This is a genomic window from Kordia antarctica, from assembly GCF_009901525.1.
GTDB classification, from domain to species: domain Bacteria; phylum Bacteroidota; class Bacteroidia; order Flavobacteriales; family Flavobacteriaceae; genus Kordia; species Kordia antarctica.
The window spans coordinates 2,307,725-2,323,568 of record NZ_CP019288.1 but is presented as its reverse complement, the minus strand read 5'-3'; the positions used below and the strand labels follow the sequence as shown (position 1 = coordinate 2,323,568).

The 15,844-nt window shown below is 30.2% G+C and carries 16 protein-coding genes; 7 read left to right on the top strand and 9 right to left on the bottom strand.

Annotated elements, in window-relative coordinates; translation table 11 throughout:
* Window positions 1-195: 195 nt before the first annotated feature.
* Window positions 196-2,448 (top strand): heavy metal translocating P-type ATPase, encoded by a 2,253-nt coding sequence (locus IMCC3317_RS09365; RefSeq protein WP_160129251.1) that lies wholly within the window; start codon window positions 196-198, stop codon window positions 2,446-2,448.
* A 23-nt stretch (window positions 2,449-2,471) separates the two neighbouring features.
* Complete coding sequence (locus IMCC3317_RS09360; protein ID WP_160129250.1) at window positions 2,472-2,684, top strand: heavy-metal-associated domain-containing protein; 213 nt, start codon at window positions 2,472-2,474, stop codon at window positions 2,682-2,684.
* Window positions 2,685-3,898: 1,214 nt separating this feature from the next.
* On the opposite strand, the gene IMCC3317_RS09355 is transcribed toward IMCC3317_RS09360, so the two are convergent.
* Complete coding sequence (locus IMCC3317_RS09355; RefSeq protein ID WP_160129249.1) at window positions 3,899-4,156, bottom strand: hypothetical protein; 258 nt, start codon at window positions 4,154-4,156, stop codon at window positions 3,899-3,901.
* A gap of 600 nt (window positions 4,157-4,756) precedes the next feature.
* Between IMCC3317_RS09355 and IMCC3317_RS09350 the strand changes: the two genes are divergently transcribed.
* The gene (locus tag IMCC3317_RS09350; RefSeq protein ID WP_160129248.1) at window positions 4,757-5,209 is read left to right on the top strand and encodes a hypothetical protein; all 453 of its coding nucleotides are present in this window, start codon (window positions 4,757-4,759) and stop codon (window positions 5,207-5,209) included.
* Between the two features lie 3 nt (window positions 5,210-5,212).
* Here the strand turns inward: IMCC3317_RS09350 and IMCC3317_RS09345 are convergent, their stop codons facing one another.
* The 3 genes from IMCC3317_RS09345 to IMCC3317_RS09335 all read right to left on the bottom strand — a co-directional run bounded on the left by IMCC3317_RS09345 (window position 5,213) and on the right by IMCC3317_RS09335 (window position 6,136).
* Window positions 5,213-5,407: a hypothetical protein gene (locus tag IMCC3317_RS09345; RefSeq protein ID WP_160129247.1), complete on the bottom strand. Its 195-nt coding sequence runs from the start codon at window positions 5,405-5,407 to the stop codon at window positions 5,213-5,215.
* Window positions 5,408-5,421: 14 nt separating this feature from the next.
* On the bottom strand, window positions 5,422-5,778 hold the full coding sequence (locus IMCC3317_RS09340; RefSeq protein WP_160129246.1) for a hypothetical protein: 357 nt from the start codon (window positions 5,776-5,778) through the stop codon (window positions 5,422-5,424).
* Window positions 5,779-5,995: 217 nt separating this feature from the next.
* Window positions 5,996-6,136, bottom strand: coding sequence for a hypothetical protein (locus IMCC3317_RS09335; RefSeq protein WP_160129245.1), 141 nt, complete (start codon window positions 6,134-6,136; stop codon window positions 5,996-5,998).
* A gap of 467 nt (window positions 6,137-6,603) precedes the next feature.
* Between IMCC3317_RS09335 and IMCC3317_RS09330 the strand changes: the two genes are divergently transcribed.
* Complete coding sequence (locus IMCC3317_RS09330) at window positions 6,604-7,056, top strand: hypothetical protein (protein WP_160129244.1); 453 nt, start codon at window positions 6,604-6,606, stop codon at window positions 7,054-7,056.
* 3 nt (window positions 7,057-7,059) lie between these two features.
* On the opposite strand, the gene IMCC3317_RS09325 is transcribed toward IMCC3317_RS09330, so the two are convergent.
* From IMCC3317_RS09325 to tnpA, 5 genes are all read right to left on the bottom strand, one after another.
* Entirely contained in the window at window positions 7,060-7,254 is a 195-nt protein-coding gene (locus tag IMCC3317_RS09325; protein WP_160129243.1) for a hypothetical protein, read from the bottom strand.
* A 14-nt stretch (window positions 7,255-7,268) separates the two neighbouring features.
* Window positions 7,269-7,883, bottom strand: a complete 615-nt coding sequence (locus IMCC3317_RS09320) for a hypothetical protein (RefSeq protein WP_160129242.1) — start codon at window positions 7,881-7,883, stop codon at window positions 7,269-7,271.
* A 1,723-nt stretch (window positions 7,884-9,606) separates the two neighbouring features.
* On the bottom strand, window positions 9,607-11,094 hold the full coding sequence (gene tnpC / locus IMCC3317_RS09315) for an IS66 family transposase (protein ID WP_228054778.1): 1,488 nt from the start codon (window positions 11,092-11,094) through the stop codon (window positions 9,607-9,609).
* Between the two features lie 49 nt (window positions 11,095-11,143).
* Entirely contained in the window at window positions 11,144-11,497 is a 354-nt protein-coding gene (gene tnpB / locus IMCC3317_RS09310; protein WP_228054780.1) for an IS66 family insertion sequence element accessory protein TnpB, read from the bottom strand.
* On the bottom strand, window positions 11,485-11,835 hold the full coding sequence (tnpA, locus tag IMCC3317_RS09305; protein ID WP_160128709.1) for an IS66 family insertion sequence element accessory protein TnpA: 351 nt from the start codon (window positions 11,833-11,835) through the stop codon (window positions 11,485-11,487). Before tnpA ends, tnpB begins: the two co-directional genes overlap by 13 nt.
* Window positions 11,836-13,197: 1,362 nt before the next feature.
* Between tnpA and IMCC3317_RS09300 the strand changes: the two genes are divergently transcribed.
* From IMCC3317_RS09300 to radC, 3 genes are all read left to right on the top strand, one after another.
* Window positions 13,198-13,401 carry a hypothetical protein gene (locus IMCC3317_RS09300; RefSeq protein ID WP_160129241.1) on the top strand — a complete coding sequence of 68 codons (204 nt, stop codon included), beginning with the start codon at window positions 13,198-13,200 and terminating at the stop codon, window positions 13,399-13,401.
* Complete coding sequence (locus IMCC3317_RS09295) at window positions 13,355-14,950, top strand: recombinase family protein (RefSeq protein ID WP_160129240.1); 1,596 nt, start codon at window positions 13,355-13,357, stop codon at window positions 14,948-14,950. The genes IMCC3317_RS09300 and IMCC3317_RS09295 overlap by 47 nt, the downstream gene beginning before the upstream one ends.
* Before the next feature lie 191 nt (window positions 14,951-15,141).
* Window positions 15,142-15,837, top strand: coding sequence for a RadC family protein (gene radC, locus IMCC3317_RS09290; RefSeq protein ID WP_160129239.1), 696 nt, complete (start codon window positions 15,142-15,144; stop codon window positions 15,835-15,837).
* Window positions 15,838-15,844: the final 7 nt, after the last annotated feature.

Sequence of the window (15,844 nt, the reverse complement as noted above, 5' to 3'; positions counted from 1 at the left end):
TTCATGCCCAGCTAGATTTGGATGAAGTAACTTTTGACGATTGAAGCATTAAACTCTATTTACCAGATCATTAACAAACCAAACTCGGACAACAGTTTGGAGTTTCAGTAAATTTTACAATTCATTCAGCATATAACGTAACATATTAAAGTCCTTTAATCCCGAAATTTGTAGTGTACAAATAACAATAGGATTATGGATACAGTTAACATTTTTGAAACCAAAGAAAAAAAACATAAGCAAGGAATAAAAGAATCATTTCCAGTTACTGGTATGACCTGTGCATCCTGCGCAGCAAGTGTAGAGTCTGTACTAAAACATACTGAAGGTGTCTTTGATGCCAGCGTCAATTTTGCCAGCAGTTCTGTTTTGGTAGAATATGATAAAGCCATAAATCCCGAGAACTTTCAAAATGCGTTAAGAGGAGTTGGTTACGATTTAATTCTGGATACCGAAAATTCATCAGAAGCCCAGCAAGAACTTCAACAAAAACACTATCAGGATATAAAAAACCGTACTATTTGGTCGGCTATTCTTACCCTTCCAATTTTCGTATTAGGAATGTTCTATATGAATTGGGGACCAGGAAAATGGATTTCCTTGGTACTGACGTTTCCTATACTTTTTTGGTTTGGGCGAAGTTTCTTTATAAACGCCTTTAAGCAAGCCAAATATGGTAAAGCCAATATGGATACCTTGGTAGCCTTGAGTACTGGAATCGCTTTCTTGTTTAGTGTATTCAATACATTTTTTTCTGAATTTTGGTTGAGTCGAGGTACTGAACCTCACGTCTATTATGAAGCAGCAACAGTAATTATAACCTTTATTTCCTTGGGGAAATTATTGGAGGAAAAGGCAAAATCTAATACCTCTTCGGCTATTAAAAAACTGATGGGTCTACAACCTAAAACGCTAAAAATTATTGAGAATGATGAAGAAAAAGAAATTCCGATTTCATCTGTGCAAGTAGGGCAAACTATTTTGGTGAAACCTGGAGAAAAAATTCCTGTTGATGGTTTAGTCTCAAAAGGAAATTCTTATGTGAATGAAAGTATGATTACGGGGGAACCTGTTCCTGTAGAAAAAACAAAGGATGAAAAAGTATTTGCAGGTACGGTAAACCAAAAAGGAAGTTTTCAATTTACCGCTGAAAAAGTAGGCGGGGAAACCTTATTATCCCAAATCATCAAAATGGTACAGGAAGCCCAAGGAAGTAAAGCGCCTGTTCAAAAATTGGTCGATAAAATCGCTGGAATATTTGTTCCTGTGGTAATGAGTATTTCCATTATAACATTTATTGTTTGGTTTTCGATTGGTGGTAACAACGCATTTTCTCAAGCATTATTGACTTCAGTCGCTGTATTGGTCATTGCCTGTCCTTGCGCATTAGGGTTGGCAACACCTACGGCAATAATGGTAGGCATTGGCAAAGGAGCAGAAAATAATATTCTTATAAAAGATGCCGAAAGCTTGGAACTAGGTTATAAAGTAAATGCGGTAATTCTTGACAAAACAGGCACGATTACAGAAGGAAAACCTAATGTAACTGATGTAATTTGGAACGATAAACTTGACGACCTAAGTAAATACAAACAAACTCTATTGGCTATCGAAAGTCAATCAGAACATCCTTTGGCAGAAGCGGTTGTCAACCATTTAAAAGAGCAAAACGTCGAACAATCTGAAATTTCAGCTTTTGAAAGTATTACGGGAAAAGGCGTTCAAGCTGAAAATGGTTCAAAGTATTATGTGGGCAACCATAAACTAATGGTCGAGAAAAATATTCAAATCGACATTAACTTTACCCAAACAACTGAAAGTTTAGAAGACCAAGCAAAGACGGTAATATTCTTCAGTAATGAAAAACAAGTGCTGGCAATACTGGCCATTGCGGACAAGATTAAGGAAACTTCTAAAAAGGCAATAGCTATACTGCAAGAAAGAGGAATTGAAGTGTATATGCTTACTGGAGATAATAAGAAAACCGCATCTGCTGTCGCAATGCAGGTAGGAATAACAAATTACAAAGGTGAAGTAATGCCTTCGGAGAAAGCAGCTTTTGTTGAAAAATTACAGGCAGATGGAAAAATAGTAGCTATGGTTGGCGATGGCATCAATGATTCTCACGCTTTAGCACAGGCTAATGTGAGTATTGCAATGGGTAAAGGATCAGACATAGCAATGGACGTCGCAAAAATGACATTGATAACGTCAGATTTACAATCCATTCCCAAAGCATTAGAGCTATCAAAAAGAACCGTGTTAGGTATCCGACAAAACCTGTTTTGGGCATTCATTTATAACATCATTGGAATACCTATTGCCGCAGGTGTTTTGTATCCAATAAATGGTTTCTTATTAGATCCTATGATTGCAGGAGCAGCAATGGCATTCAGTAGTGTTTCGGTAGTGACAAATAGTCTAAGACTTAAACGAATAAAACTTTAATATTAATTATAAATTCAAATACTATGAAAACTTTAAAATTTAAAACAAATATTAATTGTGGTGGTTGTGTATCTAAAGTAACCCCTTTTTTAAACAAACAAGATGGTGTTGTAAACTGGGAAGTAGATACAACCAATCCTGATAAAATTCTAACTATAGAAGGCGATGGAGCTTCGGAAGAAGATGTAAAAGCTACATTACAGAAAATTGGATTTAAGGCCGAGTCCGTAGATTAATAATTCCGCTTTAATATGGTAAAAACTATAAAAATTTGTTTTTCAGATACTTAATTTATTTTAGTGATAATTATAAATAAAACTCTAAACAATTCTTAAACAAATTTTCAGCAATCTTTAGACAAACGCTGAGCAGTTGTTAAACAAACTTTAGTAAATGTCTAATCCTAAAACTACTTTACAGTTTAAACTTATCGTACTAATATAACTTTACTTATTTTAACAGTCGTCCTAAAATAGCTTTACATAAAAAATATTGATACTAAAATAACTTTACACACCTTTAATTTAGAGTAACAAAACAAAACCCTTCAATCATTACAACTGAAGGGTTTTTAAATAAATAAAAAGGTATTCCAATCTGATAAATCAAGAATACTTCACACACAAAACCACGATAACAAAAAGTACAATAAATACCGTTGCAGTTAAAAAACCTGTAATGAAACCTTTTAAAAATAATAGCTTTTCTTTATTCATATTCATTTCCCATGAAAATGGGAATCTCATTTATTAGTTTTTTGTCATTCCTGCGAAGGCAGGAATCTATTAATGATAACAAGGCGGCTAGGCACAACCTCTATAGACCTAGTAACGCCTTGCCTTTCTAAAAACAGCAAGTAATTAGACATCTTATTCCCATGAAAATGGAAATCTTTATCATTTCCTGTTTGGTTCTGAACTTCTCGAAGTAAAAAACAAAGCGACAGCTACCCAACCGTCGCTTTGAAAGGTTTCCTAAGATCCACTTTTAACACACCTAACAACATGCATTGCCCAAATAAAACTACGTGTTGTTTATCCATAATTTTCTAAGAAAAAAATGTACGGTGTGTTAATATTTAGTTCTGATGAAAACGGGGGTTCAAGTAATTTAGGTTTACTTTAAATAAAAATATAATACAGTAAATAACAGTATTCCAATCCCAAAGGCACTACAAAATCCTATTATAAACCATTTTAAATGTTCTGTTTTTCTTTCTTCTAAATTCATATTCATTGCCACGTGTTACATTGAGTTAAATCGAAATGAAAGTTGAAATTTTTTAATTAGATCTTTACATTTATTTAGTCAGCAAGGCGACGAGAAGTAAGCCGTCAATCGCCCTGCCTTAAACAACAGTATCAATGAAATACTGTATTTATAACACATATTAAATGTAGCACAAAAGTGTTTTTCTGAAACTCGTTGTCTAGGTATAAACTAGCAACCGCTATATTTCTAAAATTCGATTTCTCTCTTCAACGGTTTCTTTAATGTCTTCTTGGGTTTGGATAAAAAGTTCCATAATTGCATCTTCAATAGCTTCATTCTGGTTAAGACCGTTAAATACATTTCTTATCATTGATGATCCGTAAGGTGTTCCTCTTCTGTTAGTTATTTTCTTCTCTTTTAAAATTTTCAGAACACCTTTTGTATAATTATGTGCTAAAACTTTTTTGAGTTTAATGCGTTGTTCTTTGTGTATCATATATTTCTATATTAATCATTAACGGATCGTACATTGTAATACAATAAAAGCACTGATAAACACAGTTTTTTAATTTCATATTAAATTGCACCTGCCCTAGAACAGGTGCAATAACCAATAAAAACTGTAATCATGAAAAAAAGTAATTAATCAACCTAAAAATTGAAGCTGAACTACTTTAAACCTTCTAATCATTTTGTATATTATTACAACAAAAAATTAATATGTTACTTTTAAACTATTTTTAGCTACGTCCATTATTAAAAATTATTTGCAATACAATTTTTAGATAATAAGGAAACTTCTATACGTTACTTAACCATAAATAACATGAAAAAAATAAAAACTGTAAGTGTAATTTCAACCTTGTTTTATGGGATTATTAATTTATTTTAAAATTAGATATTCTAATCCAATCTTTTAATTTTACTATATTAGTTGTCTTTAATAAAAAAACTCATTATTATAATTTAAGACTGCAAAAAGCAATGATTATTTTGTATTAACATGAAAAAAAGAATCAGCATTTTACAGTCTAAATTAGCATAAATATATAAATGTCTCCACAAATATAGACATTTATCTCAATAATTAAACAATATGGAGCAATTTTCCTCTAAAATTAAATTAAGAATACTCGAACATCTAAAAGATAAAGGGATTAGTAATCGAAAATTTTATGGAGATACTGGAATTGCTAATGGTATTTTAGGAAAAAAAACTGGTCTTACTGAGTTAAACATAGAAAAATATCTCAATGCTTATAAAGAAGTAAATCCAACTTGGTTATTGACGGGAAAAGGGAATATGTATAATTTAAGTGAAGATCAGCAAATAGATATTAATATTTTGAATAGTAATCCTGATTTTAGTTTGAGTTTGCTTAATTCACTAGTGAATGATGAAAAAGTAAAAAAAGCTTTAACCCTTATAATTGGAAAAGAGATAAACAATTTTTTCACACACAAACTACTCGATATATTAAATAATGAAAATATTTGTAACGCATTGAAAAATCAATTAAAAGACAGCAAACAGAAAAATAGCGAATAAAGTTTATTTTTTTTTGCCTTTTAAAATTTTTGAAGTCAATCTTGCAATTTTCTTTATTTCTGAATAATCAGTTTCTTTTGTTGTGAGTCTTTTGATCTCTATTTCTACAAACCATTGAATAGTTTCAGATTCTTTAAATTCTGACTCTAACTTTTTTAGGAGTTCATTTTTAATATTTTCTAATTCCTCTTTTGCCATGACTCTAAAGGTTATTAGTCTTTGTTTATCTCGTTGTCAATTTTCTTAATAGATTCTCCAATATTTTCTCCAGTAAAATCAATCATTGCTTTATACGTTACTGTTTCGTCTTTTGAAGGCATAATATTGGCAATGTCATTTATAGTTTTTGACTCTCCTTCTAAAGACTTTAAATTTCTAGCAATATTAGAAAGTCTAACGGTATTTTTAGTTGTTCTCTTTATCAAGAAAAACAATAGATAACTAGAAATTAGTGATAAGATAATGATAGAAGTATAGTAATAAGGTTTGGGAAAATCCTTCCTTGCCCAAATACTCCAAATTATATAATAAATTGAAATAGATAAAATCATGTATGAAATAATAAACATAATTTTTCTGAAAATTTTAATATGAATAAACATTGAACTGAAAGAAACAAAAAGAGCAGAAAAAAAGAGAGTTACAGGAATGCCTATTGCATAGCAGAACATTCGAGCATTATAATATCCGAAAACTTCAACTTCAGAATTTTTATCAAAGCACATGTGAATAAATGGTGCTGTAAATGCTATTACAGCACCAATTACTAAAGAAATAATTTTTATATTATCCCCTATCGTCTGGATGTTGAATTTTATCTTTGTCAATGGTTTCAATAGTGTTATCGTCTTCGTTTAAAGCTTCAGGGTTACAACCTGTTAAATTCATCAATAAAATTCCTGTCAAGATTAGAAATACTTTTTTCATGTTAATACTTTTTAAAATTAATAATTTACTAAATCGTAAAATACTAATAAAATATAGAGTATTGTAATGATAAAAGCCTATAATTCAACCTTACATGCTATTTTTTTATATCGCATATAAAGCAAAACTGCTGTGTTTTTGATTAGTTAACTTTTTCAAATATTTTTATATTTGTAAAAGCGTTATCTAGCCATAAATAACATGAAAATATAAAGACAATAAGGATAATTTTCCTTATGATTTATGAGATCATTCATTTATTTTAAAACAAGATATTCTAATCTAATCTTTTAATTTTACTATCTTAGTTGTCTTAAATAATAAACTCATTATTGTAATTAAGACTGCAAAAAGCAATGATTATTTTGTATTAACATGAAAAAAAAATCAGCATTTTACAGTCTAAATTAGTATAAATACATAAATGTCTCCACAAATATAGACACTTATCTCAATAATTAAACAATATGGAGCGATTTTCCTCTAAAATTAAATTAAGAATACTCAAACATCTAAAAGATAAAGGGATTAGTAATCGAAAATTTTATGGAGATACTGGAATTGCTAATGGTGTTTTAGGAAAAAAAACTGGTCTTACTGAGTTAAACATAGAAAAATATCTCAATGCTTATAAAGAAGTAAATCCAACTTGGTTATTGACGGGAAAAGGGAATATGTATAATTTAAGTGAAGATCAGCAAATAGATATTAATATTTTGAATAGTAATCCTGATTTTAGTTTGAGTTTGCTTAATTCACTAGTGAATGATGAAAAAGTAAAAAAAGCTTTAACCCTTATAATTGGAAAAGAGATAAACAATTTTTTCACACACAAACTACTCAATATATTAAATGATGAAAATATTTTTAACGCATTGAAAAATCAATTAAAAGACGACAAACAGAAAAATAGCGAATAGAGGTTATTTTTTTTTGCCTTTTAAAATTTTTGAGGTCAATCTTGCAATTTTCTTTATTTCTGAATAATCAGTTTCTTTTGTTGTGAGTCTTTTGATCTCTATTTCTACAAACCATTGAATAGTTTCAGATTCTTTAAATTCTGACTCTAACTTTTTTAGGAGTTCATTTTTAATATTTTCTAATTCCTCGTTCTCCATGACTCTAAAGATTCTTAGTCTTTATTTATTTCGTTGTCAATTTTCTTAATAGATTCTCCAATATTTTCTCCAGTAACATCAATCATTGCTTTATAGGTGACTGTTTCGTCTTTTGAAGGCATAATATTAGCAATGTCATTTATAGTTTTTGACTCTACTTCTAAAGACTTTAGATCTCTAGCAATATTAGAAAGTCTAATGGTATTTTTAGTTGTTCTCTTTATTAATAAAAACAATAGATAACTAGAAATTAGTGATAAGATAATGATAGAAGTATAGTAATAAGGTTTGGGAAAATCTTTCCTTGCCCAGATACTCCAAATTATATAATAAATTGAAATAGATAAAATCATGTATGAAATAATAGACATAATTTTTCTGAAAATTTTAATATGAATAAACATTGAACTGAAAGAAACAAAAAGAGCAGAAAAAAAGAGAGTTACAGGCATGCCTATTGCATAGCAGAACATTCGAGCATTGTAATATCCGAAAACTTCAACTTCAGAACTTTTATCAAAGCACATGTGAATAAATGGTGCTGTAAAAGCTATTAAAGCACCAATTACTAAAGAAATAATTTTTAAAATATCTCCTATCGTTTGGATGTTGAATTTTATTTTTGTCAATGGTTTCAATAGTGTTATCTTCTTCGTTTAAGCTTCAAGTGTTCAATTTGTATACATTACTGAAAACAAAATGGATACCCCCAACTGTTGAATCTTTTTTTCATAATAAGTTATACTTAAATTAGGTTTTACTAGTCTGTAAATTACTAATAATACGTAAAGTATTTCAATGAATAAAGTATAAAACCTTGGCTTTTATTATGATTTAATTTATCATATTTAGTAAAGTGTAAATTCAGCATCAAAGATAAAAGTCTAAAAAGCAACTCATTACGGTAATACCGTAAAATAGATACAGTTTTACAATAGCTAAGCTTGTTGCCTACAAATAAAAAACGCAATAAACTTACGGGTTTCCGTAATGAGAAAATGTATTCTCGCATTTTAGTAAACTTAGTTGTGAAGATAAAACCATGTGTTTGGTATTGCTTATAAAATAACAAGATTTACAAAGTTTTCTTTTCTTTAAAAGAAACCATGTTTTGATATATTTTTAAAAGCTTCAATTGTAATTATTGAAGCTTTTGTTTTATCATAAAACCTAACTTATCACTAAGCAATGAGTTGTTTTAACCTTTATTTTTCATTCATCATTAAGCCTTAAATAATAAAGAAAAATCAACTCACTGTTAAGCAGTAAGCTGAAATTTAGATACAAAAGGAACTCATCATTAAGCAGATAGTGAAGAATTTAGTTTTTCATATCAACTTATTGCTAAAGAACAAGTTGAAAAAAATTACTCATCACTTAGTGATTAGTTGTGAAAATAGATAGATTTTTATTTGCTTTTATCATAGAATACGATAAGTTCTATTCAAATTGAAAACGCTTTCAATGGGTCATTTTTTAAGTACTCAATGTCTCAAAATTTTCGAGTTTATTATTTTAAACTTCTACATCTCATTTACAAAAATAAAGGTGAAAAAGAACATTGAAATATCTTTAAAAAAAAGATAAATGAACGTGTCAAGAACCTTAAAGTAATACTTTAAGTAAATCGAAAATCAGTATTCATTTTTTATCGCTGAAATTGGGTATCCAATTTGAGGATCGCAACGTTATTTTTTTATGCAAATCAGAACGTAAATATTTTTTTCAATTCTTTTTTTAAAACTGATCACTGAATGAAAAATTTTAATTTTGTTCAAATTTTTTATTAAATAATTTGAAAAACGACCTATTTTTTTGAAAAAAGGCTGTTTTTTGAAATTAAATTATGAAAAAAATATATTCGTTTTTTAATTCAATTTTTTAATTTGTTTTTTTAAAAATTAACTAATTGTAATTCAGTGAATTATAAAAAAAAGTAAAAGTGGTTTTATTTTTTTTCGAAAAGGTCAAATCACTTTCACTTTTTAACTGAATTTCAAATTAAAACACCAAATTCTTGCTGTTTTTCTGAAAAAAGGCTGTTTTTTGAAGTTTATTTTTTGAAAAAAAATTCTGAAAAGTTTTTGAAAAAAATATAATTAAATGATAAATAGTATTTAATAAAATAAGGGTCAATGTGGATTGATTTTTCGTAAGCACTCGGTAAAACCCGTATTGCATATTTCAGGATGATTTTGTAAGACTGTATTTTACATAAAAGGAGTTATGAAAAACCGTATTACACTGATAGTTAGCAAGCTTAGTATTTCTAGTTCTTAGATAGGTGTCTGATTTTAAGCTATTCTTAGTATTGGAGAGATTCTGCTAAGAAAATGGTATTTCTTTAACAATTTAAACTACTGCTGGATTTTTCCAATTTTGTGGTAGTAATTCTTCTAATTTATTGGCTTTATGCTCAGGTAATCTTTTAAAGACATCATGTAGCCACAGATACGGATTTACATCATTGATTTTACAAGTAGCAAAGAAAGAATACATGATAGCTGCATGTTGTGCAGCCTTGTGAGATCCCGCGAAGAGATAATTTTTGCGCCCGAGTGCCAGTGGTCTAATTGCATTTTCTATTAGGTTGTTATCAATCAGATACTTTCCATCTTGTGTGTAAGCGCTTAGCTTATCCCACAAGTTTAAACTATACGCAAAAGCCTTTCCAATAGCGCTTTTAGGCAATACTTTACTGTACTCTTGTTGCATCCAAGTATGAAGCTTTTCTAAAATAGGCTTCGCACATAACTCTCTATAGCGTTTTATGGTCTGTGTATTTGTAGTACGCTCTTTTATTTTTCGCTCTATGGCATATAGTTTTTGGATTTGCCCCATAGCATGGCTGGCTCTTGCGTTATCATTATCAAGTGCTTTTTCAAAATAGCGCCTGGCATGTGCCATGCAAGCCAAGAGCTTTATCGGATGTTTGGTACTTAGATTTTGGTATGCTCTATATCCATCAGTTTGCAATGTTCCGCTAAACTGTTGTAAAAAATCTTTTGGAACTTTTGCTGACCTGCTAGGATCGTACTTAAATAATACTAATCGTTCCACTGGTGCATGGAATACCCAATGATATCCTGTATGCAAGCTTCCGTTTTTATGATTGTCTTGAACTTTGATCGGCGACTCGTCCCCTTGGAGGTACTGACTTTGTAATACTACTTTTTGTAGGACTTCATATAATACCTCCAATTGTGTTACTCCTTTAGAAAACCAACCTGTCATTGATGACATTGCTACAACAACGTCTTCTCTTTTTAAAATTTGTATCTGACGATAAAAAGGAAGATGATCCACGAACTTGCTGACACAAATATGGGCTAATAATCCAGCTCCAACATTGGATTTTGGCAAGATCATGCTAGGAAGTGAAGCAATAACGATTCCTGCATCATTTGGTAATGCATATTTTGGACGAATAATTTTACGAACATAGACCCTAGAAGGCGTATACTCCAATACTTCTGTAATTTCTTCACCTATTTTAATACTACCTTGAGCAATATGCACAGGTTCTACTATTTCTTCAACTCTTGGTAAATGCGAAGCTAATGGTAAACGAATAGGATGCTTTTTTGTTTTTGACCGATTGTAACTAATCTGCTGTTGTACTACCGCTGTCTGCTCAGAAGTTTCTTCTGTAAATAGTCCTAATTGAAGTGCATCTGTGTTAGGAACAAATCGTTCGCTTTTACTACCAAAAATAAGGCGTTTTAACTCAGATAACTGTAATTCTAAATTTTGATAGTTAGAGAGTAACTGTTCATATTCTGATTTAGGAATCTGAACATAATCTTGATCGATAACCACTGTAGATAAGGATGTTTTCACATGTTAAAAATACAAATACTCCTTAGAAAAAACAATGTTTTACAACAATTTATGCAGGTATTTGATATCGCTTTTTTCTACGAATATGAGAGATTGAAATACCATCGATAAGTAACACCAATTGCGAATAACTAAGAGTAATACCCATCACAGAAGCATCATATACAGGCAACTCAAAGCGACCAGATTCCAAGCGTTTATAATACAACACAAAACCACCATCTTCCCAATGTAATATTTTTACTTTATCACGTGATTTGTTGATAAATATATATGCAGTTCCATCCAGAGCAGAGCCGTTGAGTTCTTTTTGGATAATACCTGCTAGACCATCAAAACTCTTACGCATATCGGTGGGGTGACTATATAAATGATAACGGTGTGAAATTCCTAGTCCAAACATGATATAAGTTGAGTTAATGAGCAAAGAGTCTTTTGATTTAATAAACAGGTATCTAAATGTAGACGAACACCGTTTGGATATTCAATTTTAATTGATGAATCAGAAGTAGTCATGGGCATATCAACTTCAATAGGAATAAATTTACTCCAAGATGGTTCTTCTCTAGGATGAATTTCCGCTTGATCTAATTTCTTTTCAAGATGATAGTGTTTCAGCCAATATTTTAAAGTAGCCAGCTTGATATCTTCACGCTCACAAAAATATTTCTGATCGATATCTTCTAAGTACATCATTTCTATCAAGGCAAACATACGCTCTTGTTTCTTGGAGTTTTTCATCTGACTAAAATAATCCACTCAAAGATTCTCTGCAATATGCAGTTTACCGAAGGCTTACGATTTTTCTATGATTTTTTTGAAAAAAAATAAAAAACAGCTTTAGTTTTCTTAATGGAAAATACGTCTATTCCATTCTTCAAAATAGCTGAAAAATTCAGTTCAAAAGACCGTTCCATTTTCAAGCTAATTTCATAGAATTTACAATCGCTTAAAGACTTTTGTGTAGTACACAAAATTTTACAAATGATAACTCAGTTTTGTTTTAAATCTTTGTACTCACAAACGCGTCAAACTGTATTAAAGAAATTATCCTATAAGTATAACGATCCTAAAAAATGAGCTGGCGTAATTAAAACGAATGTTGAACCTTAAAAAAAGAAATAATAAAAACAGTAATTCTATGTGCTTTTTGAACTGTTTTCTAAGCAATAGTATTGCCTTTAAAGGCATTTGTATGATACAAAATGCGTACAAATGATATCTCAGTTTTGTTTTAAATCTTTGTATTCATAAACGCATCAAACTGTATTTAAGAAATTGTCATATAAGTATAACGATCATAAAAAATGAGTTGGCGTAATTAAAACGAATGTTTAACCTTAAAAAAAGAAATAAAAAAATCAGTAATTATGTGTGCTTTTTTAACCATTTTCTTAGTCATAGCCTTCCCTTTCGAGTCTTTGGTTCGGAACCAAAATTTTACAAATGATATTTCAGTTTTATATAGAATCTTTGTAATCATAAAGACATAAAGAATTTATGCAAGCTTTAAAATAGAACTATCATTACTAACTAATAAAGTCAATTTTTCGGAGAAAACTAATTGTACTGCTTTTCAAAGAATCATATAAAATCAATGACTTACAGTTTTTACGTACCGAGTACCAAAAGTGAACAAATGATGTTTAATCAATTCATTCCATATTTGTATTCTATAACGGTTTAGAGACCTCATGAATTAAATATTACTTCAAAGTTTAGAGACTTTGAGTACCTGAAAAATAGTCAGTAACCTTAAAAAGAAACAATATGTAAAAATTATAAACCAATAAAGAATTTATCAAATAAATCATTCCAGAAGTTTTGAACATAATAGAATCAATAAACAATTTAAACATACAATAGTAAGAGATAATCACTTTATCGTGAAGTGATCATTATAATAAATAAAACATACAATAATATTCCTTAATCTAAAATTGTAAGATTTTAACTATTAATTTGTTGTAGAATCATTGGAATTAGTTTCAATTCTTTGTAATATTGAAGATATGATTTCAAATAATTCTACAATTTTTAAAAAGGGAATAACAGCATCTAGCCACGTATTAGCGGTAAGATGTAATACAATAGTTCCTATAAATGAAAAATGTAAAAGATACAACAACATTAAAAACGATTTCTATTGAAGAATTAAAAAGCTTCGACGGATTCGCTGATGTGTCTAATGAACAAGCAATTGAAATTATAAACACTTTAAAAGAATTATCATTATTAACTCATAACATCATTACCAACTATGGGCAATCTGACTCAATTTCAAAGCTTTGCAAAGAAAAGCAATAAATCAGCTATTACTAACAATAAAGCCGTTATCTACACAAGAGTTTCGGGTTCAAAACAAAAAGACAATACGAGTCTTGAAAGTCAAAATGAATATTGTACCGCTTATGCAAAGAGGGCAAAGCTAGATATATCGGGCTATTTTGGTGGTACGTATGAAAGCGCTAAAACAGATGACCGCAAGCAGTTTCAAAAAATGCTAAGCTTTGTACGACAAAAAAAGATAGCAACGATCATTGTATACAGTATAGATCGTTTTTCTAGGGCGGGCGCAAGTGCTATTACTACCGTTGAGAAATTACAAAAAAAGGGTATCAATGTAATTTCAGTCACACAACCAATGGACACCAAAACATCAACAGGTACATTCTTTCAAAATCTGAATTTACTATTTAGTAAATATGATAATGACCAAAGGCGTGACAAAACAGTCACAGGAATGAAACAACGTCTTTTACAAGGTTTCTATATTGGAAACGCTCCACTTGGATATAAAAACGCTAGAGACGAACAAAATAGACCGATTCTTATACACAACGAAAAAACGAAGTTAGTTCGCAAAGCATTTGAATGGAAAGCCAACGAAAACATATCAAATGTCGAGATTCTAAAACGACTTAAAAATTACGGACTCAAACTATATGCGCCACGCCTTACCGATATGTTTCGCAATCCTGTATATTGTGGACTCATTGCAAATAGCTTACTGGATGGACAAGTTGTACAAGGAAATCACAAACCAATTGTATCAAAAGGGTTGTTTTTAAAAGTAAATAACATCAACGAAAAAAATGGTGGTGGTTTTAAGCACACTAAGCACAACATACATTTACCGATGAAAGGATTTATTAAATGTGATAGATGCGAAAAACCAATAACAGGATATACAGAGAAAATATATAAGATTAACTATTATAGATGCAATGCAAAAGGCTGTAGTGGTTATAGCCGTGCAGATAAATTGAATGAGAAATTCAAAAACTTATTAAGTACTTTAGAGGTAGCCAAAAAATTCATAGCACCGTTAAAGTGTCAACTGAACTATGTATTTGAATATCATAATGAATCAAATAAGGATGTTACAGAGCAATTAAAGTATAACCTAAACGCTATTAAAGAGAAGCTAGAAAAAGTAGAGGAACGTTTTGTATATGGTGAAATAAATATGGAACTTTACACAAAGTTTAGCAAAAAACTAAAGCTAGAACAAGAAGCAATAGAAAAGGAAATCAAAAATAACAGCATAGAAAAATCTAAGTTTAATTTGTATATGGATAATTCTATAAAATTAGTTTCTAACTTGCATAAAACATGGGAGTTATCAAACTATGTGAACAAACAAAAACTACAAGACTTACTATTTCCACACGGAATACGGTATAGCCGTGAAAAAGACAGCTATCTAAGTCTTGAGTTAAACCCTGTATTGAGTTTAATTAGTTCATTATCAGAGGTTTTAAATCCAAAAGAGAACGAAGAAATTACGGGTAAACATAATAAATTCGCTTACGTAAGCCTTGGAGAAAATTTAGCAAAAGTTTTTTGGTTTTAGTTTTCCAAAGAGAAAACTAAAAATACCTGCCAGAAAATGCCTTTTCTTTTGTTTCTGTTTTCTTTGGGCAAGCAAAGAAAATGAAAATTAATAGTGAAAAATGAGCTGCTAATCTATAAATTTTCTAACATCTTCAATTTTTTTGAATATGATTGTATCAAACATTTATAAGTTGAAAAAACAAACATATAATGGAAGACACTCACTTACAATCTATCAAATATTGGTCAAAAGATGATCGCCCGCGAGAAAAATTAGCTGACAAAGGAAAAACTGCATTAAGTGATGCAGAATTACTCGCCATTTTAATCCGATTAGGAAACAAAGAAGAAAGTGCCGTATCACTTTCCAAACGTATTTTAGCTTCTGTTGGCGGAAATTTGAACGAACTCGCAAAGTTATCTTCAGAACAATTGCGAAAATTTAAAGGAGTTGGACTCGTGAAAGCAATTACAATTATCGCCGCATTAGAATTTGGCAAACGAAGACAAGTAGAAACCAAAGTAGAACTCAAAAAAATTACGTCGAGCAGAATGGTATTCGAAATCATGCAACCAATTATTGGCGAATTGCCACACGAAGAATTTTGGATTATATATCTCAACAATTCAAACAAAGTGCTTAAAAAAATTCGATTGAGCAAAGGCGGAATCACCGGAACATTAGTTGACATTCGTTTGGTGTTAAAAACAGCATTGGAAGTTGGCGCAGTTGCGATTATTTTAGCACATAATCATCCATCAGGAACATTAAAAGCAAGTGCGGCAGACAAAGCAATTACGAAGAAATTAAGTTTAGGTGCCGAAAATATAGATATAAAAGTATTAGATCATTTAATTATCACAGAAAAAGAGTATTTTAGTTTCGCTGATGAAAACTTACTCTAAGAACTCG

Bases quoted from the DNA above. Each gene is read 5' to 3' on its own strand.
- IMCC3317_RS09340 (WP_160129246.1), bottom strand. From the start codon at position 5,778: ATGTTTATTATTTCATACATGATTTTATCTATTTCAATTTATTATATA.
- IMCC3317_RS09355 (WP_160129249.1), bottom strand. From the start codon at position 4,156: ATGATACACAAAGAACAACGCATTAAACTCAAAAAAGTTTTAGCACAT.
- IMCC3317_RS09360 (WP_160129250.1), top strand. From the start codon at position 2,472: ATGAAAACTTTAAAATTTAAAACAAATATTAATTGTGGTGGTTGTGTA.
- radC (WP_160129239.1), top strand. From the start codon at position 15,142: ATGGAAGACACTCACTTACAATCTATCAAATATTGGTCAAAAGATGAT.
- IMCC3317_RS09350 (WP_160129248.1), top strand. From the start codon at position 4,757: ATGGAGCAATTTTCCTCTAAAATTAAATTAAGAATACTCGAACATCTA.
- IMCC3317_RS09365 (WP_160129251.1), top strand. From the start codon at position 196: ATGGATACAGTTAACATTTTTGAAACCAAAGAAAAAAAACATAAGCAA.
- IMCC3317_RS09335 (WP_160129245.1), bottom strand. From the start codon at position 6,136: ATGAAAAAAGTATTTCTAATCTTGACAGGAATTTTATTGATGAATTTA.
- IMCC3317_RS09295 (WP_160129240.1), top strand. From the start codon at position 13,355: ATGGGCAATCTGACTCAATTTCAAAGCTTTGCAAAGAAAAGCAATAAA.
- IMCC3317_RS09345 (WP_160129247.1), bottom strand. From the start codon at position 5,407: ATGGCAAAAGAGGAATTAGAAAATATTAAAAATGAACTCCTAAAAAAG.
- tnpB (WP_228054780.1), bottom strand. From the start codon at position 11,497: ATGTTTGGACTAGGAATTTCACACCGTTATCATTTATATAGTCACCCC.
- IMCC3317_RS09325 (WP_160129243.1), bottom strand. From the start codon at position 7,254: ATGGAGAACGAGGAATTAGAAAATATTAAAAATGAACTCCTAAAAAAG.
- IMCC3317_RS09300 (WP_160129241.1), top strand. From the start codon at position 13,198: ATGAAAAATGTAAAAGATACAACAACATTAAAAACGATTTCTATTGAA.
- IMCC3317_RS09330 (WP_160129244.1), top strand. From the start codon at position 6,604: ATGGAGCGATTTTCCTCTAAAATTAAATTAAGAATACTCAAACATCTA.
- tnpA (WP_160128709.1), bottom strand. From the start codon at position 11,835: ATGAAAAACTCCAAGAAACAAGAGCGTATGTTTGCCTTGATAGAAATG.